This window comes from Enterobacter cloacae complex sp. P12RS (assembly GCF_014895875.1).
GTDB classification, from domain to species: Bacteria; Pseudomonadota; Gammaproteobacteria; order Enterobacterales; family Enterobacteriaceae; genus Enterobacter; species Enterobacter bugandensis.
Genome location: NZ_JADBQO010000052.1, coordinates 42,592 through 66,738, shown reverse-complemented (window position 1 = coordinate 66,738; position 24,147 = coordinate 42,592). Strand labels below are relative to the sequence as shown.

18 protein-coding genes and 1 riboswitch are annotated in these 24,147 nt (G+C 57.9%); of the genes, 4 read left to right on the top strand and 14 right to left on the bottom strand.

The window, feature by feature from the left end:
• Window positions 1–10: 10 nt before the first annotated feature.
• A complete protein-coding gene (locus IM284_RS21130; protein WP_193055883.1) occupies window positions 11–1,156 on the bottom strand; it encodes an HNH endonuclease in 1,146 nt (381 codons plus the stop codon).
• 387 nt (window positions 1,157–1,543) lie between these two features.
• Window positions 1,544–1,641, top strand: a riboswitch (TPP riboswitch).
• 35 nt (window positions 1,642–1,676) lie between these two features.
• On the opposite strand from IM284_RS21130, the gene thiM reads away from it, so the two are divergent.
• The 3 genes from thiM to IM284_RS21115 are packed head-to-tail and all read left to right on the top strand — an operon-like array spanning window position 1,677 to window position 4,033.
• Window positions 1,677–2,447: a hydroxyethylthiazole kinase gene (gene thiM, locus IM284_RS21125; protein WP_047367945.1), complete on the top strand. Its 771-nt coding sequence runs from the start codon at window positions 1,677–1,679 to the stop codon at window positions 2,445–2,447.
• A complete protein-coding gene (gene thiD / locus IM284_RS21120; RefSeq protein ID WP_047367944.1) occupies window positions 2,444–3,244 on the top strand; it encodes a bifunctional hydroxymethylpyrimidine kinase/phosphomethylpyrimidine kinase in 801 nt (266 codons plus the stop codon). Before thiM ends, thiD begins: the two co-directional genes overlap by 4 nt.
• Window positions 3,245–3,286: 42 nt before the next feature.
• A complete protein-coding gene (locus IM284_RS21115) occupies window positions 3,287–4,033 on the top strand; it encodes a GntR family transcriptional regulator (protein WP_028013821.1) in 747 nt (248 codons plus the stop codon).
• On the opposite strand, the gene IM284_RS21110 is transcribed toward IM284_RS21115, so the two are convergent.
• The 3 genes from IM284_RS21110 to IM284_RS21100 are packed head-to-tail and all read right to left on the bottom strand — an operon-like array spanning window position 4,007 to window position 7,235.
• Window positions 4,007–4,960 (bottom strand): PfkB family carbohydrate kinase, encoded by a 954-nt coding sequence (locus IM284_RS21110; RefSeq protein WP_047367943.1) that lies wholly within the window; start codon window positions 4,958–4,960, stop codon window positions 4,007–4,009. The genes IM284_RS21115 and IM284_RS21110 overlap by 27 nt on opposite strands.
• Entirely contained in the window at window positions 4,957–5,961 is a 1,005-nt protein-coding gene (locus IM284_RS21105) for an ADP-ribosylglycohydrolase family protein (RefSeq protein WP_047367942.1), read from the bottom strand. The genes IM284_RS21110 and IM284_RS21105 overlap by 4 nt, the downstream gene beginning before the upstream one ends.
• Entirely contained in the window at window positions 5,958–7,235 is a 1,278-nt protein-coding gene (locus IM284_RS21100; protein WP_028013818.1) for a nucleoside permease, read from the bottom strand. The genes IM284_RS21105 and IM284_RS21100 overlap by 4 nt, the downstream gene beginning before the upstream one ends.
• Window positions 7,236–7,485: 250 nt before the next feature.
• Between IM284_RS21100 and fbaB the strand changes: the two genes are divergently transcribed.
• The gene (gene fbaB, locus IM284_RS21095) at window positions 7,486–8,538 is read left to right on the top strand and encodes a class I fructose-bisphosphate aldolase (protein ID WP_008500869.1); all 1,053 of its coding nucleotides are present in this window, start codon (window positions 7,486–7,488) and stop codon (window positions 8,536–8,538) included.
• 68 nt (window positions 8,539–8,606) lie between these two features.
• On the opposite strand, the gene yegS is transcribed toward fbaB, so the two are convergent.
• The 10 genes from yegS to IM284_RS21045 all read right to left on the bottom strand — a co-directional run bounded on the left by yegS (window position 8,607) and on the right by IM284_RS21045 (window position 24,128).
• Window positions 8,607–9,506, bottom strand: coding sequence for a lipid kinase YegS (gene yegS / locus IM284_RS21090; protein WP_047367941.1), 900 nt, complete (start codon window positions 9,504–9,506; stop codon window positions 8,607–8,609).
• Between the two features lie 160 nt (window positions 9,507–9,666).
• The gene (locus IM284_RS21085; protein WP_041911991.1) at window positions 9,667–10,218 is read right to left on the bottom strand and encodes a hypothetical protein; all 552 of its coding nucleotides are present in this window, start codon (window positions 10,216–10,218) and stop codon (window positions 9,667–9,669) included.
• Window positions 10,219–10,279: 61 nt separating this feature from the next.
• On the bottom strand, window positions 10,280–11,245 hold the full coding sequence (locus IM284_RS21080) for a hypothetical protein (protein ID WP_047367940.1): 966 nt from the start codon (window positions 11,243–11,245) through the stop codon (window positions 10,280–10,282).
• 416 nt (window positions 11,246–11,661) lie between these two features.
• Window positions 11,662–13,023, bottom strand: coding sequence for a tRNA 5-hydroxyuridine modification protein YegQ (gene yegQ, locus IM284_RS21075; RefSeq protein ID WP_047367939.1), 1,362 nt, complete (start codon window positions 13,021–13,023; stop codon window positions 11,662–11,664).
• Window positions 13,024–13,190: 167 nt separating this feature from the next.
• On the bottom strand, window positions 13,191–13,913 hold the full coding sequence (gene baeR, locus IM284_RS21070) for a two-component system response regulator BaeR (RefSeq protein WP_047367938.1): 723 nt from the start codon (window positions 13,911–13,913) through the stop codon (window positions 13,191–13,193).
• Window positions 13,910–15,313 carry a two-component system sensor histidine kinase BaeS gene (baeS, locus tag IM284_RS21065; protein ID WP_028013813.1) on the bottom strand — a complete coding sequence of 468 codons (1,404 nt, stop codon included), beginning with the start codon at window positions 15,311–15,313 and terminating at the stop codon, window positions 13,910–13,912. Before baeS ends, baeR begins: the two co-directional genes overlap by 4 nt.
• Window positions 15,310–16,725 carry an MFS transporter gene (locus IM284_RS21060; protein ID WP_047367937.1) on the bottom strand — a complete coding sequence of 472 codons (1,416 nt, stop codon included), beginning with the start codon at window positions 16,723–16,725 and terminating at the stop codon, window positions 15,310–15,312. Before IM284_RS21060 ends, baeS begins: the two co-directional genes overlap by 4 nt.
• Window positions 16,726–19,803 carry a multidrug efflux RND transporter permease subunit MdtC gene (gene mdtC, locus IM284_RS21055; protein ID WP_047363143.1) on the bottom strand — a complete coding sequence of 1,026 codons (3,078 nt, stop codon included), beginning with the start codon at window positions 19,801–19,803 and terminating at the stop codon, window positions 16,726–16,728.
• Window positions 19,804–22,926 (bottom strand): MdtB/MuxB family multidrug efflux RND transporter permease subunit, encoded by a 3,123-nt coding sequence (locus IM284_RS21050; RefSeq protein WP_028013810.1) that lies wholly within the window; start codon window positions 22,924–22,926, stop codon window positions 19,804–19,806. It abuts the gene before it with no gap.
• Window positions 22,926–24,128: an MdtA/MuxA family multidrug efflux RND transporter periplasmic adaptor subunit gene (locus IM284_RS21045; RefSeq protein WP_041909096.1), complete on the bottom strand. Its 1,203-nt coding sequence runs from the start codon at window positions 24,126–24,128 to the stop codon at window positions 22,926–22,928. The genes IM284_RS21050 and IM284_RS21045 overlap by 1 nt, the downstream gene beginning before the upstream one ends.
• Window positions 24,129–24,147: the final 19 nt, after the last annotated feature.

Here is a 24,147-nt window from a genome sequence, read left to right as displayed (position 1 = left end):
TTCCTGACAATTAATTTATCGGATAAATTGAACCAGTAGGCATAGCCCACGGAGTTATCTTACTTTCACCTGCTATCATATCTCTTGTTACGGATGATTGCATATTGGTAAACAATTTATGGTATGGTTCATTTTCAATCAATGACAGGTTTTCAAAAGCGTTAGTACCGCCATCATCTAATGGTAACTTGTGGTGAACGCTCCAACCACCAGGGACTCCGCCTTCTGACATACGTAATAAATCTGATGGACTAAACTTGTTTGCAGCTTCCGGTGTACCAGCAATGTCTTTAAGGAAATTTTTTCTGATAGAACTATTAAACTCTCGTCTTAATACTGCTGCTTCGGCTGGTTCACGTCTGACATAGTTAATTTTCTTAATTTCTAATCTATCAAGCAACTTAGTTTCACCTCTCAACTTTCCTAAGTAACTATTCATTTCTTCATACAATTGAGAATTAGGTCTTTTAGCCATTAAAATAGAGGCTGCTGCTATTAATGTACCTGCTGTTTGTTCATTTAATACCTGGTCATAACCCTGTATAGCTGCACCGCCTAATTGTTCTGCAGTTTTTCTGAACCCTTCAATGTTTCCATTATAAACCCCGCCAGCGGCCAATAAACGTCCTGCTGCTTTGCTATTGATGGTCTTAGCTGATTGCGCATGTTGTATAGGGGCATCTGAATAATGAATTTTTTGTGTAGGCGCTGGTTTCCTTCCCTGATGATCATTTAAACACTTTTCATATGCTTCTTTTACTTCCATTTCAAACCATGAATGCCAATGTTCCATAAAGCAATCATAAACAAAATCACCCTTTTCATCAAAATAAAAGGGATGTTTGAAGTAATCCCATTTTTCAGTGGTGTCTATTCCGATAAGCCAGCCAGTATCTATATTATGCTGTGTGTGATCATATGCACCATCGTACAGACTATTACGTTTACGGTCATATTTGGCTGAATGAGGATTTACAAACCCACTCTTTCTGTTTGGCATTTGATGGAGGCTAAAATAAGAATAGTTGTCAGAATCAAGATCGTAGTAGATTCTTGCTCTTTCAAAAGTGACTTCCGGGCTCAGTATGTATTGAAAATCTTCGGGTTTAAGTTCCCTTGCTGCATCCCATATCATGAACAATCTGAAATCCTGCATGTAGATCCCTCACAATGCAAAAGGTTTATATTATCAGAAGAAATTATATTATCAATTATTCCCATGATAGATAAATACCTGGGATGTATTCATTGGATTGATATAAATTGCAAGCTATGAGTACCAATAAGGGAATCTATTATCTATTTTTAAACATCTTTTGAAGTGTGGTTAGTTATTTTGTCTATTGGCTTATCTTTGGCTTGAATTCTATTTCGATGGTACCAAAAGTAGTATTTATGTAATATAAGCTCAATAAAAATCTCTATTTATCTTCTGGCGGCAGAGTTGAATTTAATTGTAAATCGAAAATCCTTGCGCCTGATCCCTACCCCCGGTTACACTAAGCATCTACAATTTGTTTCTGTGTAACTGATTGTTTTATATAGATTTGACTCGGGGTGCCCTTCTTCGTTGAAGGCTGAGAAATACCCGTATTACCTGATCTGGATAATGCCAGCGTAGGGAAGTCAGATGCCTTCCCGGTCATCGCTTCTTCACGCAAGGCAGGAGCGAACCCATGCAGCCTGACCTGCTCGATTTACACGTTTTACACCACTTCCGCACCCGTTCTCCGCTGACCCACTGCATGACCAATGACGTCGTACAGACCTTTACGGCCAACGTTTTGCTGGCCCTTGGCGCATCCCCGGCGATGGTGATTGAGGCCGAAGAGGCTGAACAGTTCGCCGCCATCGCCGATGCGCTGCTGATTAACGTCGGCACGCTGACCGCACCGCGCGCCCAGTCGATGCGTCGTGCCATTGAAAGCGCGGTGGCGGCAGGCAAACCCTGGACGCTGGACCCGGTTGCGGTGGGTGCCCTGACGTTCCGAACCCGTTTTTGCCATCAAATTTTGGCCCTGAACCCGACCACCATTCGCGGCAACGCCTCCGAAATCCTGGCTCTGGCCGGAATGAGCGCGGGTGGGCGCGGCGTTGATACCACCGACACCGCCGCGAGCGCGTTGCCTGCCGCTCAGGCGTTGGCCCGCCAGACCCATGCCATTGTGGTGGTCACCGGCGAGGTGGACTACATCACTGACGGAGAGCGGACCCGAACGGTAACGGGCGGAGACCCGTTAATGACGCGCGTAGTGGGAACCGGGTGCGCGCTTTCTGCCGTTGTGGCGGCGAGCTGCTCGCTGCCGGGGGACCGGCTGGATAACATTGCCGCCGCCTGCGGATGGATGAAGCGCGCCGGAACGGCAGCCGTTGCGCGCTCGCGCGGGCCAGGCAGTTTTACCAGCGCGTTCCTCGACACGCTCTACACGCTGGAGGAGCAGGCATGAAGCGGATTAACGCCCTGACCATTGCCGGTACCGACCCCAGCGGCGGCGCGGGCATCCAGGCCGATCTGAAAACCTTCTCTGCCCTTGGCGCGTACGGCTGCTCGGTGATTACCGCGCTGGTTGCGCAAAACACGCGCGGCGTGCAGTCGGTCTACCGTATCGAGCCAGATTTTGTTGCCGCGCAGCTGGATTCGGTGTTCAGCGACGTGCGGATTGATACCACCAAGATCGGCATGCTGGCCGAAACGGACATTGTGGAGGCGGTGGCCGAGCGGCTTAAACGCTATCAGGTGCAAAACGTGGTGCTGGATACCGTCATGCTGGCAAAAAGCGGCGATCCGCTGCTCTCCGCCTCCGCCGTTGAGACGCTCCGCAATAAGCTGCTGCCGCAGGTGGCGCTCATCACGCCCAATCTGCCGGAAGCCGCCGCGCTGTTAGGCACGTCGCACGCGCAAACTGAACGCGAAATGAAAGCGCAGGGGTATGCGCTGCTGGCGATGGGCTGCGGGGCGGTGCTGATGAAAGGCGGTCATCTGGATGACGCTGAAAGCCCGGACTGGCTCTTTACCCGCGACGGCGAGCAACGTTTTACGGCTCCGCGCGTACAGACCAAAAACACCCACGGCACGGGGTGCACCCTCTCCGCCGCGCTGGCGGCGCTGCGCCCGCGGCATGACGGCTGGGCTGATACGGTGCGAGAAGCGAAAATCTGGCTCTCAGCGGCGCTGGCAAAAGCCGATACTCTGGAAGTCGGTCACGGTATTGGGCCGGTTCATCATTTTCATGCGTGGTGGTAACCCAGTATACTGGCAGAAAACACCACGCCTGAGAAAACAGAGATGGAACAAGCGCATACCCGGTTAATCGCTCAACTGACTGAACGGATCGCCGCGCCTGATAACACGCCGCTGTACCTGAAATTTGCCGAAACGGTAAAAAACGCGGTGCGCAGCGGCGTGCTCGAGCACGGGAACATTTTGCCCGGCGAGCGCGATCTGAGCCAGTTAACCGGCGTGTCGCGGATCACCGTGCGCAAAGCGATGCAGGCGCTGGAAGCCGAGGGCGTTGTCACGCGTGCCCGGGGTTACGGCACGCAAATTAACAACATCTTTGAATACTCGCTCAAGGAAGCGCGCGGGTTCTCTCAGCAGGTGGTGCTACGCGGTAAAACGCCTAATACGCTGTGGGTCAATAAACGCGTGGTGAAATGCCCGGAAGAGGTGGCGGGTCACCTGTCGCTGGAGCCGAACAGCGACGTCTTTTTGCTGAAGCGTATTCGCTATGTGGATGACGATGCGGTGTCGATTGAAGAGTCCTGGGTGCCGGTTGGGCTCATTCCCGAACCGGATGCGATAGGAATTTCGCTGTACGACTACTTCCGCAGTCAGAATATCTTCCCGCAGCGCACCCGTTCACGGGTCAGCGCCCGCATGCCGGACAGCGAGTTTCAGGCGCACATTAAGATGGACGAAAAAATACCGGTGCTGGTGATCAAGCAGGTTGCGCTTGACCAGCAGCACCGGCCGATTGAGTACAGCATCAGCTACTGTCGCAGCGACCTATACGTCTTTGTGTGCGAGGAGTAATTCCTCACGAGTGGGCGCGCAGTCGCCGCCGCGATGGCTCACCACCCAGGACGCCACGGCATTCCCCAGCAGAACGGCGTCTGCCAGCGACCATCCCGCCGCCAGCCCGGCAAGCGTGCCGCCCGCGTGGCTGTCGCCAGCGCCAATGGTGTCCACTACCGTGGCGGGAAACGCCGGAACAACGCCCGATGCGTCGCCATCATACCAGGCAGCACCGTCTTTATCATGCCGCACAATCAGCGCGGCGCCGAAGCGCTGCTGCCACTCCTCGCCCAGGTTTTCAGCCTCAACGCCCAGCCTTTCAGCAGCGAGCTCCGCTTCCTGACGATTAAGCGACACGATCGGCCTGCAGGCCATAATCCGCGCCATCAGCGCGTCGGGGATATCCGCGATGCGTGGGCCGAAATCGATAAGCGCCGTCACATCCTCCAGCCCTTCAAGCCAGCCCGTCAGCAGCTCGCCGCACGGCGAGGCCAACTGGTAGCCGGAGAGATAAACCAGGCTATTTTGCGGGACGTTTAGCTCGTCAAGCCAGCGCTGCTGCCACTGGTTCTCGACGCCGCTAAAAGACATAAAGGTGCGCTCGCCGTCAGGCTCCACCAGCGCCAGACACCAGCCGTTGTCGCCGGTTTCAGCCTCCACGGCGCTGTGCAGATCCTGCTTCGCCATTGCGTTACGAATAATATCCGCCCACACGCCGTGGCCGACGGGGAGGGCGTTTTGAGCCACAATGCCGAGCCGTTTCAGGGCGATGGCGATATTCAGCGCGCAGCCGCCGATATTCACCCCCTGCTGTTTAAGCTCGATATCACACCCGCGCCAGGGCAGGGCGTAGGCGTCGGCGATGACGTCAATCACCGCCGCGCCCAGCACCGTCACCGGGCGCGTGGCGTGCAGGGTGTCGAGACGTTGGGCAAAAGAATTCATACGCCCTCCCTTTGCTCCCTGAAGTGCAGCAGTTTTTCACAGTAGTGACCGAAATCGAGCTGATTAACGGCGTCGAGTTCGGCTTTGAGCGCCGGGTCAATGGCCTGCACGCCGTGGAGCGCGCCGCAGATGGCCGTCGCCATCGCGCCAATGGTGTCGGTATCGCCACCCAGATTGGCGCATAAAATGGCGCAGCGGTTCGGGTCGGTTCCCGCCAGCTCAACCATCGCGATGGCTGCCGGAACGGACTCAATGGTGCTGGTACCTGCGCCAGTGAGCTGATAAATCTGCTCGCTGGCGGAGTCGATGCCGTTGGCGTCCCGCACGGTCTTAAGCGCCAGCTCAATGCGTGCCGCGAGCGACGCGCTGAAGGTGGTGGTTTTCGCCTCCTGCGCATAGCGGGCGATCCCCGGCAGGGCATCGACGATGTTCTGCCAGCGTTCCCCGTCGATGGCGCGGGAAACCGCCCAGGCAATCACCACCGCGCCGGCAATGGCGAGATCCGATTTATGCGTCGGGCTGGAGGCCTGCGCCACCTGGTTCACAAAGTGCTCCAGCCGCGTCGCCGGGAGCAGGCAGCCCAGCGGGGAGGCGCGCATCGCCGCCCCGTTAGTCACGCCGTTGTTGTCCAGCTCGCTGACCGGCTTCCCGTCACGAATCGCGTTAAGCGCGATTTTCGAGGTCGGGCCGAGCACGTTCTTGTTGAACGCGTCGAAGTCGAGCGCCCAGTTCAGGATATGCTTGCCGATAACGTCCGCGTTAATCTCCCCGTCGCACTCGATGATCGCATCGGCCAGGCACAGCGCCATCGAGGTGTCATCGGTGAACTCTGCCTGTTTGAAATAGCAGGCCGCGTTATTCTCTGCCGGGCCGGGTAAAAAGCGGTCGATCCAGCCGAAGTGCGCCTTGACGCGCTTTCTCGGCCACAGCTCCGACGGCATGCCCATCGCATCCCCTAACGCCTGGCCGTAAAGGGCCCCGAGAATACGGTCTTGTTTCATTTAACTTCCCCTTGTGTCAGCGCGGTATCGCCATCAACCACCTCAATTGCGGTGATCTCTTTATCCGATTCGCGGAAAAACAGCATAAACAGCACGGCAATCACGGCAATCATGACTGCACCAAATGTCCACATTCCGGCCCAGTTGAAGGTCAGCCCATTCACCGGCTCTTTGTAAGCGAACATTTTTTCCATCATCACGCCGCCCAGGCGATAACCCAGCAGGCTACCAAACCCCTGACAGCACAGCGTAATCAGGCCTTGCGCGGCGGTGCGCATGTGCACCGGCGCTTTTTTATCCACGTAGATATACGCGGTCACGTAGTAGAAGTCATAGCTCACGCCGTGCAGCAGGATGCCGAGGAACAGCAGGGCGTAGGTGAAGTACTGCTCCGCACCGCCGTAAACGAAGAAGCCGTAGCGGATGGCGGCGGTAATCAGGCCCAGCAGCAAGACCTTCTTAATACCAAAGCGTTTGGTAAAGAACGGCAGGGCGAGCATAAAGAAGATTTCAGAGAACTGGCCGAGCGTCATCCAGCCGGTGGCGTTTTTCATCCCCACTTCGGTGAGATAGCCGTTGGCGAAGATGTAGTAGAAGGCCAGCGGCATGGCGAACAGGAACGAGCAGAAGAAGAACACCAGGAAGTTTTTGTCGCGCAGCAGGACCAGCGCATCCAGCCCCAGCATCACTTTGAAATCCAGCTTACCGGTACTTTTCGGCGGCGTGTTTGGCAGGAACAGGGCAAAGACGCCGAGCAGGGCGGAGCTGGCTGCGGTCATCAGCAGCGGAATATTGGTATCGGAAATATCGCTGTAGCCGAGCATCTGTGGCAGGAACCCGCACGCCAGCCCCGAGGCGATCCAGCCGATGGTGCCCATCACGCGGATACGCGGGAAATCAGCCTCAACGTCGTCCACGTTCGCGAAGGCAATGCTATTGGTCAGCGCGATGGTCGGCATATAGGTCAGGGAATAGACCAGCAGCAGCGGGAAGAAGGTGCTGAACTGGGTTTGCTGCGCGGCGAAGTACATCAGGATCGCGCCGGCGAACATCAGCACCGACAGTACTTTCTGCGCGGCGAAGAAACGGTCCGTCAGCGAGCCGACCAGGATAGGAGAGAGGATCGCGGCAATCGCGGTACAGGCGTAAGACCAGCCAATTTCCCCGGCGGTAAACCCGCTTTTGCTCAGCCACAGCCACAATGGCACAAACCACGCGCCCCAGATAAACCATTCAACAAACATCATGAATGACAGTTGGACTTTCGTTTTCATTTTTTAATCCTGCATGTCAGATAAGGTACGCCTTTAACATACCACTCAATAATACCTTTTAAATACCTTTGTGGCGATTGTTTGATCAATGTAACAGTTTTGTTGTACACGAATCGAGCCAGCAGATTGTGCTGAAAAAAAATGCATATGGTGGAAAATCTGTTAAGTCGGTACCAGGCTTAGTCTGCCCATAAAAGATGGGACTGGATAAACACACACCGACACGACGTCGGATTTACGGGAGTATCACATGACTGATATTGCGCAGTTGCTTGGCAAAGACGCCGACAGCCTTTTACAGCATCGTTGTATGACCATTCCAGCCGACCAGCTTTACCTGCCTGGTCACGACTACGTTGACCGCGTGATGGTGGATAACAACCGTCCGCCTGCGGTTCTGCGAAACATGCAGACCCTCTACAACACCGGGCGACTCGGCGGCACCGGGTATCTCTCTATTCTGCCGGTGGACCAGGGCGTTGAGCACTCGGCGGGCGCCTCTTTCGCGGCGAATCCGCTCTACTTCGATCCGAAGAATATTGTTGAGCTGGCGATTGAAGCGGGCTGTAACTGTGTAGCCTCCACCTACGGCGTGCTGGCTTCGGTTTCGCGTCGCTATGCCCACCGCATTCCGTTCCTCGTGAAGCTGAATCACAACGAAACTCTCAGCTACCCCACCGAGTATGACCAGACCCTCTACGCCAGCGTCGAGCAGGCGTTCAACATGGGGGCGGTGGCCGTCGGGGCGACGATTTACTTCGGCTCTGAACAGTCCCGTCGTCAGATTGAAGAGATCTCCGCAGCGTTTGAGCGCGCGCACGAGCTGGGTATGGTGACCGTGCTGTGGGCGTATCTGCGTAACTCGGCGTTCAAAAAAGACGGGGTGGATTATCACGTCTCCGCCGACCTGACCGGCCAGGCGAACCATCTGGCGGCCACCATCGGCGCGGACATCGTGAAGCAGAAAATGGCGGAGAATAACGGTGGCTATAAGGCGGTGAACTTTGGCTACACCGACGATCGCGTTTACAGCAAGCTGACCAGCGATAACCCGATCGACCTGGTGCGCTACCAGCTGGCGAACTGCTATATGGGCCGCGCGGGGCTGATTAACTCCGGCGGCGCGGCGGGCGGCGATACCGACCTGTCAGACGCGGTGCGTACGGCGGTTATCAACAAACGCGCGGGTGGCATGGGGCTGATCCTTGGCCGTAAGGCGTTCAAGAAATCAATGGCCGACGGCGTGAAGCTGATCAATGCGGTTCAGGACGTCTATCTGGACAGTAAAGTCACAATTGCCTGACGTCTCCATCTCCCTCTCCCTGTGGGAGAGGGTTGGGGTGAGGGCATCATCGCGCACCGTGTGAAACATCAGCGCAAAAGCACACAGTCCGGCGGCAGCCTGCACTGCAGCGCGCCGGGCAATACCTCAATGCGGAACTGCGTCCCGCTAAGAGGCTCTCCGTCGAGGTTAAACGTCATCCCGTGCGGAGCATTCACCTCGAACCACGCCGATTTACCGTCAATGATATTCGGGCTCTCTTCCGGCTGCGTCAGCGTGGTAAACAGCGCGGGCAGCAGACCGTCGCCGGTGAAAATGCGCAGCTGTAGCTGACCATCGTTAATCAGCGCCTCCGGGCAGAGCTGCTGTCCGCCGCCTGCCTGACGTCCGTTGCCAATCCCAATCACCAGCGCGTCACCCTGCCACTGAAAATCCTCACCGCGAATTTCGCATCGGTCCGGCTTGAGGGTGTCCATACGCATCAATCCGTGGATTAGGTACGACACGCCGCCCAGCGCCGCCTTCAGTTTTTCCGGCGTTTCGCTGGTAATGCGCGTGCCGAATCCACCCGTCGCCATATTGATAAAGCAGGTTTTGTCATTCACCTGGGCGATATCCACGGCGGTGGCTTTGCCGAGGATCGCCAGCTGAAGCGCCTTCTCTAAATCTTCCGGGATCCCGGCGCTGGTGGCAAAATCATTGGCGGTGCCGAGCGGTAATATGCCCATCACCGGGCGATCTGCCGGTGGCAGGTCGATAAGCGCAGAGGCGATCTCATTGATGGTGCCGTCGCCGCCGCCGGAAATGATGGTGCTGAGACCTAACGCTAAGCCTTCGTTGATATAGCGTGCCGCGTCGCCTTTTTCCCACGTCACGCGCACGTGGATACGTGCGCCGTCGTCACGCAAACCCATAATCGCCTGACGCAACGGATCGTTGCCTGCACTTTTGCCATTGAGAATCAATAAACTGTCTGGATAGGTTGCCATCCTCGCTGCTCCCTTTTTTAGCGTTAGTAAGAGTGTATAGCAGAGAGGGAAAAAGCGGGTAAGAACAGGATGAAAGACAAAAATATGGCTGCGGAAAGGGGGGTATCCCCCTTTGAGGCGTTTACCTTTTATAGGCCAGTCTCTCAATTGACTCTTGCTGTCAACGTTTGAGCCCTGTCATGTTCCTGTTCTCAATTTTCAACTGCTTACGCCACACCCGATTATGTAGCGTTAGCGCAATTGAACGGTAAAAGACCGATGTATTCATCCACACGATATTCAAGCAGAAAAATCCCAACCCTAATAATGAAGTTATTTGCGGTGTGTAATTCTCTACAGAGCTGAATAAAAGCGAAACCCACGTCCAGATAAAATAAACGATGCTCATCAAGCCAGTCAGTGTAATGACAGAAATATGCAGTTTAAATCCCGTCAATGACCCTCTGGCAGTTAAAAACATCGTGCACATCACAACCATGCAATACACCACTGCTCCAAGGAATACACCCATCATTACTTGAAATTCAGGTAAGCCGATCAAGCGAAATAGCAACATCCAGACAGAAACTTGTAGCATAGCGTAGCAAAAAATACTGAGTAAGGTACTTATTGCTAAGGGTATGCCAGTCATATGTACACCCACAGGAACACCGTGCTGATCTTTTAAGCGATCTTTCAATGATTCAAGCCGTTGACAATCGTCAGTCGCCATTTCACCTGTTATCACAGTACTTAATGCAAGGCTCTTCTTGATGTAATTTATCATGTCCGGGTCAATAACTTCCTGTAAATGAAAAAGACTGAATCAGACCAAAAACGTATTTACCAGATTGTGTAATATTCTGAGGATTCCGGATTGTACCCGAGAGAGCACTTCCAACAAATGCTGAGGAGTTTGAAATAGCATTCAACAGCTCTCGCTGTAAGAGCAACTGCAGCGCTTCCGATGGATAACGTTTAGGGTAAACCCCAGCTTTCATTGCCGCCTTAACCCCTGAATTCGAGATCCCGGGATTTCGGATACGAATGATCTCCTCCGTTAACCGCGTGCGGTCCGCTCGGCTCATTTTTTGTAATAACGAGAGTAAACTTTCAGACGTCGAGCGATTAAGAAGGCGGTAGGTTAATACAGCGCTTTTTAGACCTGCAGCTGCCCCGGCAAGTGAAATCGCATCCAGAGCAGTATTGGTTGCGGTATACCACTCCTGGGAGTCCATCCAGGCAACATAGTCATTATGATTCATGGCAATAAGTGACAAGCGGCCAAGCCCGTTTGCACACTGAATTCCTGTTGCTACACCGCCTGCGACAATCACAGCGGCAACAGCACCGGAAGAACCTGCGGTGAGAGGAATTGCCATACCTGCGCCTGCAGCAAGGACGACAGTAAGAATGGCGGCTCCGCAAGAAATCGCCGTAGAACCTATTTCAGTCGCTAATGACGGTGACTGAATCGTCGTCGTCGTTGCCTGGATGGGATTATTTAATGAGGCATTTACTTTAGTGATGACGACATGGCTTACAGAGCTTTCGTTTGGTGTCGCAATCCGCCTTGAGGGTCTTACTAACCACTGACGCGCACCGTCCGAGTAGATGATCCCAACCTGGCTAAAGTTACGGCAACAGTCCAACTGATTGGCAAGGGCGGTGAAATTTATATCCCCGCCGGAGGCAAGACCCAGACTACGTGCGAGTTCATAATCTGGAAAATCCTTTGAAATCTGGCCAGGAAATGTCATGTCGTCTCTCCATCCATGTGAAATCGTATATCGTCAAGAAATCAAGAGTAAAGGGCATGTTGTAGACCGGAATTAGGAATGATCCGAATAATGCGCCATCCCGCCAGATCCATTAAAAGTTGTGATGAATGTCGTATACCTGCCCGATTCTCGAAAAGATCTTCCAGCAGACGCTATTACGAATCAACACCCTTCAATTGGTGGGTCTACGCAATTTGATTTTTGATAAGTGGACTGAATGCGGCAAAAAAATAAGCCCGCGTAAGGGAGATTACGCAGGCTAAGGAGGTGGTTCCTGGTACAGCTAGCATTTATGGGTTATGTTTTTCAGCGGGGGGATAATACCCGTATTGAACGAAGCGGTATGTGATCCGATTCTAAGAATTATCCCAGCGCGAAAAAATTTCCCTGATTGACTATTTGCCGTGTGGGTTTCGGGTGCTTTCACCGTTGAAGTTACGCATCAGCAGCGCGAACTTCAGCTCCACTTCTTCCGGAACCGGCAGCCAGACGGTATGCCCGTCGCCCGGCGCGATGTCAATCGCTTCGCCTTTGCCGTTTTCCAGATGCTCCAGCGTGAAGTTCATGTTGCCCTGCGGGGTCATCAGCTCCAGGCTGTCGCCTTTGGTGAACTTGTTTTTCACCGCCACGGCCGCCAGCGCGCCTTTGCGCTCGCCGGTGAAGTCGCCGACAAACTGCTGGCGCTCGGAAACGGAGTAGCCGTGCTCGTAGTTCTGGTAGTCGTCGTGGGTATGGCGGCGCAGGAAGCCTTCGGTATAGCCGCGGTGCGCCAGGCCTTCCAGCGTTTCCAGCAGGCTGGTATCGAACGGTTTACCGGCCGCCGCATCGTCGATGGCTTTGCGGTACACCTGTGCGGTACGCGCGCAATAGTAATAGGATTTGGTGCGGCCTTCGATCTTCAGGGAGTGCACGCCCATCTGCGTCAGGCGCTCAACGTGGGCGATGGCGCGCAGATCTTTTGAGTTCATGATGTAGGTGCCGTGCTCGTCTTCGAAGGCGGTCATGTACTCGCCCGGACGTTTGGCTTCTTCAATCATAAACACGCTGTCGGTTGGCGCGCCGATGCCCAGCGTCGGCTCAACGTTCGTCACCGGAATCGGCTCATGCTTGTGGACGATGTTGCCGATATCGTCCTCTTTGCCTTCCTGGACGTTATATTCCCAGCGGCAGGCGTTGGTGCAGGTGCCCTGGTTCGGGTCACGCTTGTTGATATAGCCAGAGAGCAGGCAGCGGCCGGAGTAGGCCATGCACAGCGCGCCGTGAACGAAGATTTCAATTTCCATGTCCGGCACCTGAGTGCGGATTTCTTCGATCTCTTCAAGGGAAAGCTCGCGAGACAGAATGACGCGGGTCAGCCCCATCTGCTTCCAGAACTTCACCGTCGCCCAGTTGACGGCGTTAGCCTGTACGGAGAGGTGAATATCCATCTCCGGGAAGTTCTCCCGAACCAGCATGATTAAACCCGGGTCCGACATGATCAGCGCGTCCGGCCCCATATCCACCACAGGCTTCAGGTCGCGGATAAACGTTTTCAGCTTGGCGTTGTGCGGCGCGATGTTGACCACCACGTAGAATTTTTTACCCAGAGCATGCGCTTCGTTGATGCCGAGCTGCAGGTTCTCGTGGTTGAATTCGTTGTTACGCACGCGCAGCGAGTAGCGCGGCTGGCCCGCGTAAACGGCGTCGGCACCATAGGCGAAAGCGTAACGCATATTTTGCAGCGTTCCCGCCGGGGAAAGGAGTTCCGGTTTAAACATGTTTGTTCTCGTTCTGATGACAGGTCAGATCCGCGGCACCTGGTGCAGCGGTAAGGGGAGATCCCCCACTTTAAGGGCGGGCATTGTAGCGCTGCGGGGCAGGGAGGTAAAGTTATTGTGCCGGGTGACGGCTTCGCCTTACCCGGCCTGGATTAACCAGCGGCTAACTAGGCAATCCTGCACGCATCCGCTTCCCAGCGATACCCCACGCCGTACACCGCACGAATAAATGACTGCTCGGCGTCCAGCGCCTCCAGCTTGCGGCGCAGGTTTTTGATGTGGCTGTCGATGGTGCGATCGGTCACCACGCGGTAATCGTCGTACAGGTGGTTCAGCAGCTGTTCGCGGGAGAAGACTTTTCCCGGCTCGTGGGAGAGGGTTTTCAGCAGGCGGAACTCCGCAGGGGTAAGGTCCAGCAGCTTGCTGCGCCAGCTCGCCTGGAAGCGGCTCTCATCCACAATCAGCGGGCTTTCGGCGTCCAGCATCTGAAGCTCGCGCTTCGGCCTGCAGCGGCGCAGAATGGTTTTCACGCGGGCCACCACCTCACGCGGGCTGTAGGGCTTGCAGATGTAGTCGTCCGCGCCAATTTCGAGCCCCAGCAGACGGTCAATCTCTTCGATTTTGGCGGTAACCATGACGATCGGCACGTCGGAGAAGCGACGAATTTCCCGGCACAGGGTCAGGCCATCAACGCCAGGCAGCATTAAATCCAGCAGGATAAGATCCGGCGGAGTCTGGCGCACGTACGGCAGCACCTGGTCGCCGTGGCTGATCAGTGACGGGGCATAGCTGGCCGCGCGTAAATAGTCGATCAGCAGCTGTCCCAGCTTGGGTTCGTCTTCGACGATCAAAATGCGCGGCGTGTTTTCGTCAATCGGTAACTCGGTCATACTTCTCTCGATAAATCCCGTTCCAGAGGTAACTCTACTGTAATGCTAACCCCGCCAAAAGGCGAATGGGCGGCGCGAATGGTGCCATTATGCGCCTCGACGATGTTAACGCAAATCGCCAGCCCCAGGCCGGAACCGCCGCTGGCGCGGTTGCGGGAGCCTTCGGTGCGGTAAAAGCGCTCGAACAATTTTTCCAGCTGTGCGTCCTGCACGCCGGGGGCGGAATCCGCGAAGGTGAGGGCGAAGCGCCCGTTGTCCTGCCTGCCGGAGATATGCAGCCCGCCACCGCTGTCGGTGTAGCGCAGGCTGTTCTCCAGCAGGTTGTTGAACAGCTGCATCAGCCGGTCTTTGTCGCCAAACACCACCGCGCTGTCCGGCAGGGAGAGGTCGATTTTTAGGTTGCGGCTGGCAAACCGTTCCCGGAAGGCGCCGCTGGCAACTTCGAGCACGTTAATGACATCGACGGGCGCCTTCTGGTAGGCCAGTGCGCCTTCGTCGGACATGGAAAGCTGGTGGAGGTCATCCACCAGCTTGGTGAGCGTACCCACCTCCGCCTGCAGGGAGGCCACCGATTCGGGGGTAAACTGGCGTACGCCGTCCTGAATCGCCTCCAGCTCACCGCGCAGCACCGCCAGCGGGGTGCGCAGCTCGTGGGAAATATCGGCCATAAAGTCGCGGCGCATCTGCTGGTTTTTCTCCAGCGTGCTGGCGAGCTGGTTAAAGTCCTGCGCCAGCTTGCCCAGTTCGTCCTGGCTGCGGGTGTCGACGCGGGTGGTGAAATCCCCGGCGGCCAGCTTGTGCGTGCCTTCCACCAGCCGTTTCACCGGCGCGAGCAGACCGCGCGCCAGCGGGAAGGTGGCGAGCGCGGCGAGCAGGGTGGAGAGAGCGACGATCAGCCAGCTGGTCCGGCGCTGCTGGCGGTCAAAGTTGATGTCGGTGTTGCGCGTCAGGCGCTCCACCGGTGAGGCGATAACCCAGCCGACGGTCGCGTTATTCACCTTAATCGCCCGGCGGGTGCCGTCCGGCGGTATCGGGGCGCGCGGCCCAACCAGCGTGCGCATATCCTGATCGATTACCCAGAACTGGGTGCGCCAGCCGTGCGGCGGCATGCCCGGGCCAGGCCGATCGTCGCCGGCATCGTGCTCCAGCGAGCGCAGGATCTGAAAAATAAATCGGTCGTTATTGCGCAGAAAACGCCAGTTGCCGTGCTGGGCGTACTGTTCACTCAGCGCATCGCTTAAGCCCTGTAAACGCTGTTCATTGCCATGCTTGATGTAATCAATAAAACCGCGCTCAAAGCTGATCCGCACCGCCCAGTGCATAGTGATCAGCAGGACGATACAGGTGGCAAAAATCGCCACGAAGAGCTTGCCGGTAATACCCGGACGCCAGAATTTCATGAGCCACTCCTTTTGCCGCGCCTAATCACGACGTTCTTGCTGGTATCATCCGGCACGCGGGCAAAGATGAAAGCGGGCAGGGCGATAATGACCGCCATGCTGAGATAGGTATACAAAAAGACCTGATGCGCCACCGGCGTGTCGACGCTGAGGTGATGCTGGCCGTACATGCCGAGCAGTAAACCCGCGATGGTCACGCCGACGCTCATGGAGAGCTGCATGATCATCGACAGCAGGCTGTTGCCGCTGCTCGCCAGATCGTCCGGCAGGTCTTTCAGCGTCAGGGTATTCATCGATGAGAAGCGCATGGAGTTGATCATCCCCTGGCAGAACAGCACCAGCGGCAGGACGTAGTACCAGCCCATCAGCGCCACGGCCATAAACAGCAGGCTGACCAGCGACAGCCCCAGCGTGGCGGCCACCAGCACGTGACGGTAGCCAAAGCGGTTCACCACCTGCACCACGATGCGCTTCATCCCCATGCTGCCGAGCACCATCGGGATCATCATCAGGCCCGCGTGGAACGGCGAAAACCCCATGCCAATTTGCAGAAACACGGGCGTCATAAACGGCAGCATGCCGCTGCCGATACGTCCGGCGAAGCTGCCGAACAGGCCAAGGCGGTAGGTGGGATTTTTAAATAAGTTCAGGCTGAACAGCGCCTGGTCATTCCCGCGAGCATGCCACAGATACCACAAAATGGCGGTGATGCCGATAACCACCAGCACCCCGAGCGTCAGGGCGGAGATCCCCAGTCCCTTTTGCCCGTCGAGCGCCAGGGTGAGCGTGGCCATGCCCGCCGCCAGCAGAATAAAGCCGAAGAAATCAAAGCGCCGCGTCTGCATTTTGTAATTCGGCATCAGCGTCAGGGTGGCGATGGCGCCGATGATGCCCACCGGCAGATTGATCAAGAAGATCCAGTGCCAGGAGGCGTACTCCACCAGCATCCCGCCCAGCGCCGGGCCCAGCAGCGGCCCTACCTGGCCGGGCAGCGTGACGAAGGTCATCGCCGCCATGTACTGCTCGCGTGGCACAATCTTCATCACCGTTAACCGCCCGACGGGCACCATCATCGCCCCGCCGACGCCCTGCAGCACGCGCGCCGTCACCAGTTGGTCTAGGGTGCTGGCCTGGGCGCAAAACAGCGAGCCAGCGGTAAACAGCACGATGGCGGTAAAGAAGATATTCCGCACGCCCACTTTGTCCGCCAGCCAGCCGCTGGCAGGCAGCATCACGGCCACCGTCAGCACGTAGGCGACAATCACCATATGCATATGCAGCGGGCTCTCCCCCAGGCTTTTCGCCATGGAGGGGAGGGCGGTGTTGACGATGGTCGTATCCAGCGACTGCATAAAGAAGCCGAAGGCGACTATCCACAATTGCCAGCGAACGTTGCTGGGAAGCTCAGTCATTTACCCGTTTACCGTTTCTCTGTTTTTACGCGAAAAGCGCAGCCGCAGGCGGTCGAAGAACAGATAGACCACCGGCGTGGTGTACAGCGTCAGCAGTTGGCTCATCACCAGGCCGCCGACGATGGTGATCCCCAGCGGCTGGCGCAGCTCTGAGCCGTCGCCGCCCGAGATAACCAGCGGCAGCGCGCCAAACAGCGCCGCCAGGGTGGTCATCATGATCGGACGAAAACGCAGCAGGCAGGCCTGGAAGATCGCCTCCTCCGGCGAGAGGTTGCCGTTGCGCTGGGCGTCCAGCGCGAAGTCCACCATCATGATGGCGTTTTTCTTTACGATGCCGATTAACAGCATAATTCCGATAAGCGCGATCAGGCTGAATGGCGCGCCAAACAGCTCCAGCGCCAGCAACGCCCCCACGCCCGCCGACGGCAGCGTTGAGAGAATGGTCAGCGGGTGCACGTAGCTTTCATACAGCACGCCCAGCACAATATAGACCGTGGCGATGGCGGCCAGAATCAAAATCACCTGCGAGTTCATCGTCTCCTGGAATACCTGCGCGGTCCCGGCAAAGCTGCCGCGCACGGTGGACGGCACGCCGAGCTGCGTCATCGCGCGGTTGATCGCGTCGCTGGCCTCGGAAAGCGACGAACCGGCGGGCAGGTTAAAGGAGATGGTCGACGCCGCCGACAGCCCCTGATGGTTCACCGACAGCGGCGCGTTGGCTGGCCGCCAGCTGGCAAAGTAGGAGAGCGGTATCGCCTTGCCGTCGCTGTTAATCACAAACATTTTATCCAGCGCGCTGATGTCCTGGGTGTAGCGCGGATCCACCTCCATCACCACCTTGTACTGGTTCATCGGCTGGTAGATGGTGGAGATCTCCCGCTGGCCGAAGGCGTTATTTAGCAGGCTGTTGGCGGCTTCAACGTTGATGCCCAGCCGCGACATGGTTTCGCGGTCGTAGGTGAGCGCCATCTCCGCGCCGTTGTCCTGCTGATCGGAGTTCACGTCCGCCAGCTCCGGCAGGGCGGCCAGCGCCTTACGGATCTTCGGCTCCCATTCGCGCAGGGCGGCTAAATCATCCGAAAGCAACGTGTACTGGTAGCTGGCGTTCGCCTGCCGCCCGCCGACGCGGATATCCTGAACGGCCATCAAAAACAGGTTTGCGCCCGGCTCTTTGGCGAGCTTCACCCGCAGGCGGTCAATCACCTGCTGCGCCGTTTCGTTGCGCTCGCCGCGCGGCTTAAGGGTAATGAACATCATCCCGCTGTTAACGCGCGAGCCGCCGGTAAAGCCAGTGACGTTGTCTACAGCCGGATCCTCACGAATGATCTTCATAAAGTCCTGCAGCTTGCCGCGCATCGCCTGGAATGAAATGCTCTGGTCCGCCTGAATGCCGCCCATCAGCACGCCGGTGTCCTGCTCCGGGAAGAAGGTTTTCGGGATGGTGATGTACATCCAGACGTTGAGCCCAATGGTGGCGATCAGCACCAGGCCGACCAGCCGCGTGTGGTTCAGCACCCACTTCAGTGATTTGCCGTAGCCTTCCTGCATCGCCATCAGAAAACGACCAAAGCCTTTGCGGCGCGGCTGCGAGTGAGGCTTGCTGCGCTTGAGCATCCAGCCGCACATCATCGGCGTCAGCGTCAGGGAAATCACCAGCGAAATCCCGATGGCAACCGAGAGCGTGACGGCAAACTCCCGCAGCAGCCTGCCCGGCAGCCCGCCCATCAGCAGCAGTGGCAGGAAGACCGCCACCAGCGACAGGCTCATGGAAAGTACCGTAAAGCCCACCTCGCGCGTGCCCTGTAGCGCGGCCTGCAGCGGTTTCACGCCCGCTTCAAGGTGGCGGGAAATGTTCTCCAGCACCACGATGGCGTCATCCACCACGAAGCCCGTCGCAATCGTCAGGGCCATCAGCGACAGGTTGTTAAGGCTAAAGCCACACAGGTACATGGCGGCAAAGGTCCCAATCAGCGACACTGGCACGGCCACCGCCGGGATCAGCGTCGCGCGGCCGGAGCGCAGGAACAGGAACACCACCAGGATCACCAGCGCGACGGAGATAATCAACGTTTGCTCCACCTCTTCAAGCGAAGCGCGGATGGTCGGGGAGCGATCCTGGGCAATCTGCAGATCGATTGCTGCCGGGATGGTCTCCTGCAGCTCCGGGAGGCGGGCGCGAATGCTGTTCACCGTCTCAATAATGTTCGCCTCCGGCAGCTTGCGGATCATCAGCAGGATGGCCGGTTTAGCGTTGGTCATCCCGGCGTTGCGCACGTCCTGCACAGAGTCGGTGACGCTGGCGACGTCGCTCAGGCGTACCGCCGCGCCGTTGTTGTAGTGAATAATCAGCGGCTGGTATTCCGCGGCGGTTTTTAGCTCGTCGTTGGTCTGGATCTGCCAGCGGTGGCTGCCGTCCTCAATCGCCCCCTGCGGTTTACGCACGTTGGCGCTGCTGATGGCGGAGCGCACGTCGTCCAGCGACACGCCCTGGTTGAACAGCGCCTGCGGGTTGAGGCCCACGCGCACGGCGGGCAGAGAACTGCCGCCAACGCTCACGTCACCCACGCCGTTGATTTGTGAAATCGTCTGCGCCAGCTGGGTCGACGCAAAGTCGTAGAGTTGCCCCTGAGAATAGGTGTCCGAGGTCAGCGTCAGGATCATGATTGGCGCGTCGGACGGATTGGCCTTGCGGTAGGTTGGACGGCTCGGCATCCCGCTCGGCAGAAGGCTTTGCGCGGCGTTGATGGCCGCCTGCACGTCACGGGCGGCACCGTTAATATCCCGGTCGAAGCTGAATTCCAGAATGATGCGTGTGCTGCCCAGCGAGCTGCTGGAGGTCATCTCGTTGACCCCCGCAATCCGCCCAAGAGAACGCTCCAGCGGCGTGGCAACGGACGAGGCCATGGTCTCCGGTGACGCACCCGGCAGCGAGGCGCTGACCATGATCACCGGGAAATCCACCTGCGGCAGGGGGGCTACTGGCAGCAGCCGGAAGCCCAGCACGCCGCACAGTGTAATGGCGACGGAGAGTAAAATCGTCGCCACCGGACGGTAAATGAAGAGGGCGAAAAACTTCACTTACGCCTCCTCTTCACGTTTCGGGAAACGGCTTTTGGTCCACAGCGCCAGGCGGTCAAACAGCAGATAGATCACCGGCGTGGTGAAGAGCGTCAGCACTTGACTCACCAGCAGGCCCCCGACCATACCGATACCCAGCGGGCGGCGCAGCTCCGCGCCGACGCCGGTGCTGAGCATCAGCGGCAGCGCCCCCAGCAGGGCGGCCAGCGTGGTCATCAGGATCGGGCGGAAACGCAGCAGGCAGGCCTGGAAGATAGCATCGCGCGGCGACATGCCCTGCTCGCGCTCGGCGGCCAGCGCAAAGTCGATCATCATGATGGCGTTTTTCTTCACGATCCCGATAAGCAGGATGATGCCAATGATGGCAATAACGTCCAGCTCACTGCCCGCCAGCATCAATGCCAGCAGCGCCCCCACGCCCGCCGTTGGCAGGGTAGAGAGGATGGTGATTGGGTGGATAAAGCTTTCGTACAGCACGCCAAGCACGATGTACATCGCCACGACCGCCGCGACGATCAGCCAGACGGTGTTGCCCAGCGCGGCCTGGAACGCCAGCGTGCTGCCCTGGAACTGGGTCTGAATGTCGGATGGGAAGCTGAGCGCTTTTTCAGCAGCCTGGATGGCTTCCACCGCCTCGCCCAGCGAGTAACCGTCCGGCACGTTGAAGGAAATGGTGGTGGACGGGAACTGATCCAGGTGGTTAATCGACAGCGGGGTATAGCGCTCCTCCACCGTGGCGATGGCGCTCAGCGGCACAATGCCGCCGTCTTTGCTGGTCAGGCGCACCGAGTCCAGCGCGGCCAGGCCGGGGGTGTTCTCGGTGTTGTGTTCCAGCACCACGCGGTACTGGTTCGCCTGGGTGTAGATGGTGGAGATCAGGCGCTGACCGAAGGCGTTATACAGGGCGTTGTCCACGTCCGACATGGTGATGCCCAGACGGCTGGCGGTGTCGCGGTTAACGTTGACGTAGGCCGCCAGCCCCTTGTCCTGCCAGTCGCTGCTGACGTCGGCGAGCTGCGGCAGGGTGTTAAGTTTTTCAACCAGCTGCGGCACCCAGGTGCTGAGGGCGTCAAGCGACGTAGCCTGGAGCGTGAACTGATACTGTGTGCGGCTGACCTGGGTATCAATGGTCAGATCCTGAATCGGCTGCAGGTAAAGCTCAACGCCCGGCACGCGGGCCACGGCGCTTTGCAGGCGCTCGATGACGGCGTTCACGCGGTCGTCGCGCTCATCCAGCGGCTTGAGGTTGATCTGCAGACGCGCGCTGTTGAGCGACGGATTGGTGCCATCCACCCCCACGTAGGACGTCAGGCTCTCCACCGCCGGGTCTTTCATGATGATTTCAGACACCTGCTGCTGGCGCTGCGCCATGTTCGCGAAGGAGACCGACTGCGGAGCCTGAAGCGTGCCCTGAATAATGCCGTTGTCCTGGATGGGGAAGAAACCTTTCGGAATAAAAATCCACAGCATTACACTGAGCGCCAGCGTGCCCAGCGCCACGCCAAGCGTTGCCCACGGATGGTTCAGCACTTTCGCCAGCACGCGACCGTAGGCGGCAATAATTCGCTCGAACATCCGCTCGGAGGCGCGGGAGAAGCGGTTTTGCTTGCGCAGGGACTCGTGGCTCAGCATGCGGGCGCACATCATCGGCGTCAGGGTCAGCGACACCACGGCAGAGATCAGAATGGCGACCGCCAGCGTCACGGCAAACTCGCGGAACAGCCGCCCGACGATGTCGCCCATAAACAGTAGCGGGATCAGCACCGCAATCAGCGAGAAGGTCAGCGAGATAATGGTAAAGCCGATTTCCCCTGCGCCCTTCAGCGCGGCGGCCAGCGGCTTTTCACCTTTCTCGATATAGCGCGAGATGTTCTCGATAACGACGATGGCGTCATCCACCACGAACCCGGTGGCGATGGTGAGCGCCATCAGCGTCAGGTTGTTAATCGAAAAGTCGAGGAACACCATCACCGCAAAGGTCCCGACCAGCGAGAGCGGCACGGCGACGGCGGGGATAATGGTTGCCGGAACGTTGCGCAGGAACAGGTAAATGATCATTACCACCAGCGCAATCGCCAGCATCAGCTCGAACTGGGTATCGGTGACCGACGCGCGAATGTTGGTGGTGCGGTCGGAAAGGACTTTTACGCTGACCGATTTCGGCAGGCTTTCAATCAGCTGCGGCAGCATGGTGCGGATGCTGTCGGCGGTTTCGATGATGTTGGCGCCCGGCTGGCGCTGCACGTTCATCACGATCGCCTGCTGCTTGTTCGCCCACGCGCCGAGCCAGCTGTTTTCCGCGCCTTGTTCCACGGTGGCGACATCGCCCAGGCGGATCGGCGCGCCGTTCTGGTACGCCACAATCAGCTGACGGTATTCGTCGGCGGACTGCATCTGGTCGTTTGCCGAGAGGGTGACCGCACGGGTCGGGCCGTCCAGCGAGCCTTTCGCCGAGTTGACGTTGGCACTGCTGATGGCGGTGCGGATGGTTTCGCTGGTCAGCCCCAGCGCGGCAATCGCCTGTGCGTTAAGCTTCACGCGCACGGCCGGGCGCTGGCCGCCCGCCAGCGTGACGAGGCCGACGCCGGAGACCTGAGAAATCTTCTGCGCCACGCGGGTTTCGACCATGTCTTCGACCTGGGTCATCGGCATGGCGGAGGAGGTGACGGCCAGCGTCATGATCGGCGGATCCGCCGGGTTCACCTTGCTGTAGACCGGCGGGTTAGGCAGGTCCGACGGCAGCAGGTTGGTGGCGGCGTTGATGGCAGCCTGCACTTCCTGCTCGGCGACGTCCAGCGACAGCGTTAGCTGGAACTGCAGCGTCACGACGGATGCCCCGCCGGAACTCTGGGAGGACATCTGTTTTAACCCGGACATCTGGCCAAACTGGCGCTCCAGCGGGGCGGTAATGGCGGACGTCACCACGTCCGGGCTGGCGCCAGGATAGAGAGTGACAACCTGAATCGTTGGGTAATCCACCTCCGGCAGCGCCGACACGGGCAGGAAGCGGTAGCCAATGATCCCGGCCAGCAGGATCGCCACCATCAACAGCGTGGTGGCGACAGGGCGGAGGATAAACAGGCGTGACGGCCCACCTGTAGAGCTCGGGGGCATAACCTGCATCAGGAGGTCGCTCCCTGTTTTGCAGGTTCAACCACCTCAACTTTCGCGCCTTCGGTGAGGCGGTCGATGCCGTCGGTGACCACGCGGTCGCCGGCGGAGAGCCCGGCGCTGATGACCACCGTCTGGCTGTCCTGAATCCCGGTTTTCACCAGATGCTTGCTCACTTTATTGTCGCTGTTCAGCACCCAGACAAAGCTTCCTTCGTTACCCATCTGCAGCGCTGCGGTGGGGATCACCACCGCGTTCTCTTCGGTAGCGACCAGCATTCGCGCGTTGACGAACTGGTTCGGGAAGAGGGCATCGTCCTGGTTGTTAAAGCGCGCCTTCAGCTTGATGGTGCCGGTGGTGGTATCGATCTGGTTGTCCAGACTGAGCAGGGAACCCTCGCTCAGCTTCTGCTTGTTGGTGCGGTCCCAGGCTTCCACCACCAGGCCTTTACCGGCTTTTTGCGCCTGCATGACGGTTGCGATATCGCTTTCCGGCAGGGTAAAGACTAAATCAATCGGGTGGGTCTGGGTGATCACCACGATGCCCGTGGTGTCGCCGCTGGAGATCTGGTTACCGATATCGACCTGCTTCAGGCCCACGCGTCCGTCAATCGGCGCGGTGATGCGGCTCCAGTCCAGCTGCAGCTGCGCGCTGGCGACGGCGGCCTCGTCGGCTTTGATGGTGCCCTGCGTTTCGCTGACCAGCGACTGCTGGGTGTCCAGCTCCTGACGAGAAACGAGGTTGGTTTTCACCAACTGCTGGTAGCGCGCCAGATCGCGACGGGCGTTGGCGAGGGTGGCTTTGTCTTTCGCGAGCTGCCCCTGCGCCTGAGCGAGGGCGACTTTAAACTGGCTCGGGTCGATTTCCGCCAGCAGATCGCCCGCTTTGACCTGCTGACCTTCCTGGAAGTGGATCGCGATGAGCTGACCGTCAACGCGGCTGCGCACCGTGGCGGTGTTGGCGGCGGTAATGGTTCCGAGCCCCGTCAGATAACGCGGAACGGCTTTGCTCACCGCCGTTGCCGCCTGAACCGGTGCCAGCGCGCCGCCGCGCATGCCGTGACGGCCGCCGCCAGCCGGGCGCTGGGCCTGGCTGCTGGCGCCGGCGGGAGCGGCGGAGTTCGCAGATTGACTGTGCCAGTACCAGGCGGCGGCAAGGACCACCACAATGATGCCAGCGGCGATTGCCCAGCGGGATTTGTTACTGCCTTTCATCGTTATACGTTCTCATCCT